At 48.6% G+C, this 3,579-nt stretch carries 1 rRNA gene; it reads left to right on the forward strand.

The annotated features are described in order from the left end of the window. Window positions 1-354 precede the first annotated feature (354 nt). Window positions 355-3,251: ribosomal RNA gene (locus HMPREF0240_RS23035) — 23S ribosomal RNA — on the forward strand. The last annotated feature ends 328 nt before the right edge of the window (window positions 3,252-3,579 follow it).

Raw genomic sequence — 3,579 nt, forward strand, 5'->3', positions numbered from 1 at the left:
ATCACGATGGTTTTACCAGTGATTAGATATACGAAGCGATTCGTGTATGTAATGACTGATAAAGCAGTCAGCAGGTGGGAAGCGAAAGTAGAACATCTGGATATGTACCTTGAAAATTGCATACAAAGAGAAGTTATATTATTACTGATAAGCGATAATATAACAGATTAAATATCTTATTTAATCAAGACATCCGAGGTAATGTTAACAACATTAACTAGTTCGAAAAAAACGAACGAAAAAAATACATTTTTACTGGGCTTTAGCAGTTCAGTAAGAAGTTATACCTATTACCAACGCATATCACGCTAGATATGTGTCGCCCGATCTCCAACCCGTGAGAGAAGGCAAGTTGGTTATGCTAATAAGAGCGTATGGTGGATGCCTTGGCACTAAGAGCCGATGAAAGACGTGATAAGCTGCGATAAGCTTCGGGGAGGGGCAAATACCCATCGATCCGGAGATTTCTGAATGGGGAAACCCACTGGAGCAGACCTCCAGTATCCTTAACCCAATCCATAAGTTAAGGAAGGGAACCCGGTGAACTGAAACATCTAAGTAGCCGGAGGAAAAGAAAACAACATGTGATTCCGGAAGTAGCGGCGAGCGAACCCGGAAGAGCCCAAACCAGAGTGCGTGCACTCTGGGGTTCGGACCGTATAATTGATTCATCAAGAGTAGCAGAATGGTTTTGGGAAAGCCAGCCAGAGACGGTGAAAGCCCGGTAAGCGAAACTTGCGATGACAAGACGGTATCCAGAGTACCACGAGACACGAGAAACCTTGTGGGAATATGCGGGGACCACCCCGTAAGGCTAAATACTACTTAGTGACCGATAGCGCATAGTACTGTGAAGGAAAGGTGAAAAGGACCCCGGGAGGGGAGTGAAAGAGAACCTGAAACCATATGTTTACAAACTGTGGGAGCACTTTATATGTGCAACCGCGTACTTTTTGTAGAACGGTCCGGCGAGTTACGCTGGCTGGCGAGGTTAAGGGCCAAAGGCCCGGAGCCGAAGGGAAACCAAGTCTGAATAGGGCGATCATAGTCAGTCGGAGTAGACCCGAAACCGGGTGATCTATCCATGTCCAGGTTGAAGTTGCCGTAAAAGGCAATGGAGGACCGAACCCACATCCGTTGAAAAGGGTGGGGATGAGGTGTGGATAGGGGAGAAATTCCAATCGAACCCGGAGATAGCTGGTTCTCCTCGAAATAGCTTTAGGGCTAGCCTCATACTCAAGTCTTGCGGAGGTAGAGCACTGAATTTCCTAGGGGGCGTCAAAGCTTACCAAAGAATATCAAACTCCGAATGCCGTGTAGATGATGTATGGGAGTCAGACTGTCCGAGATAAGTTGGATGGTCAAAAGGGAAAGAGCCCAGACCTACAGCTAAGGTCCCAAAATGTGTGTTAAGTGGAAAAGGATGTGGGATTTCGAAGACAACTAGGATGTTGGCTCAGAAGCAGCCATACATTGAAAGAGTGCGTAATAGCTCACTAGTCGAGAGGTCCTGCGCCGAAAATGTCCGGGGCTAAAACACACTACCGAAGCTTAGGAATTGATGAATGTCAATTGGTAGAGGAGCATTCTTAACTGCGACGAAGCTGTACCGTAAGGAGCAGTGGAGTGTTAAGAAGAGAGAATGCCGGAATGAGTAGCGAGAGGAAGGTGAGAATCCTTCCGGCCGAATATCTAAGGTTTCCAGAGTAAAGCTGATCTGCTCTGGGTAAGTCGGGGCCTAAGGCGAGGTCGAAAGACGTAGTCGATGGACAACAGGTTGAAATTCCTGTACTTTTAACTGACAGAACTGTGGGGACGCAGAGAGAAAGCGCAAGCCGGAAGTGGAAAATCCGGTGCAAGCGTGGTAGGAGTATATCAGGCAAATCCGGTATACAATCCGAAGACGTGACGCGGAGCGAACTAAAGTAGCGAAGTGCGTGAGCTAGCTGCCAAGAAAAGCCGCTATTGTTCAGTTAAAACCCGTACCGTAAACCGACACAGGTGGATGAGGAGAGAATCCTAAGGCCGACGGGAGAAGCATTGTTAAGGAACTCGGCAAAATGACCCCGTAACTTCGGGAGAAGGGGTGCCTCGTGAGAGGCCGCAGAGAATTGGCCCAAGCAACTGTTTAGCAAAAACACAGGTCTATGCAAAACCGAAAGGTGAGGTATATGGGCTGACGCCTGCCCGGTGCTGGAAGGTTAAGGGGAGAGGTTAGCGCAAGCGAAGCTTTGAACTTAAGCCCCAGTAAACGGCGGCCGTAACTATAACGGTCCTAAGGTAGCGAAATTCCTTGTCGGGTAAGTTCCGACCCGCACGAAAGGCGTAATGATTTGGGCACTGTCTCAACAATGCACCCGGTGAAATTGAAGTACCAGTGAAGATGCTGGTTACCTGCGCCAGGACGGAAAGACCCCATGGAGCTTTACTCCAGCTTGATACTGGGATTCGGTATTGCATGTACAGGATAGGTGGGAGGCTACGAACTTATGACGCCAGTCGTAAGGGAGCCGCTGTTGGGATACCACCCTTGCAGTATTGGGTTTCTAACCATCAGCCGTGATCCGGCTGGGGGACAATGTCAGGTGGGGAGTTTGACTGGGGCGGTCGCCTCCGAAAGGGTATCGGAGGCGCTCAAAGGTCTTCTCAGAATGGTTGGAAACCATTCGCAGAGTGCAAAGGCATAAGAAGGCTTGACTGCGACACCGACGGGTGGAGCAGGTACGAAAGTAGGACTTAGTGATCCGGTGGTATAAAGTGGGATTGCCATCGCTCAACGGATAAAAGCTACCCTGGGGATAACAGGCTTATCACTCCCAAGAGTTCACATCGACGGAGTGGTTTGGCACCTCGATGTCGGCTCATCGCATCCTGGGGCTGAAGTAGGTCCCAAGGGTTGGGCTGTTCGCCCATTAAAGCGGTACGCGAGCTGGGTTCAGAACGTCGTGAGACAGTTCGGTCCCTATCCGGCGTGGGCGTAGGATATTTGAGAGGAGCTGACCTTAGTACGAGAGGACCGGGTTGGACTGGCCGCTGGTGTATCTGTTGTTCTGCCAAGAGCATAGCAGAGTAGCCAAGCCGGGAAGGGATAAACGCTGAAGGCATCTAAGCGTGAAGCCCCCCTCAAGATGAGATATCCCATAACGTCAAGTTAGTAAGACCCCTTGAAGACGACGAGGTAGATAGGGCAGAGGTGGAAGTGTGGCAACACATGGAGCTGACTGTTACTAATAGGTCGAGGGCATAACCAAACAAGGTGATAGGATAATGGATGGATTTAATTCTTTGTATGCAGTTTTGAAGGTATATACATATGGAATGAGGAGACGATACCCAGGTGGTATCGTTTTTTTTATGGTGCGTTTTAAGTTCCCTGCAATTTCCATTCAAGTATTCAACCCAACACCTTTGGGGGTATACGGTAAATCACTAGTACCGTGCTAGTCTCATCTATCCATGAGATAATACCTCTAGAAAACTACAAGTTTTTTAAAGGAGTTATCCCTGTGGATAAGATTACACATCAGGTCCGTGTAGAGCACTGGGCCAAAATCATGAATGAATGCATAAACAGACGGG

The organism is Clostridium sp. D5 (assembly GCF_000190355.1).
GTDB classification, from domain to species: domain Bacteria; phylum Bacillota; class Clostridia; order Lachnospirales; family Lachnospiraceae; genus Faecalicatena; species Faecalicatena fissicatena_A.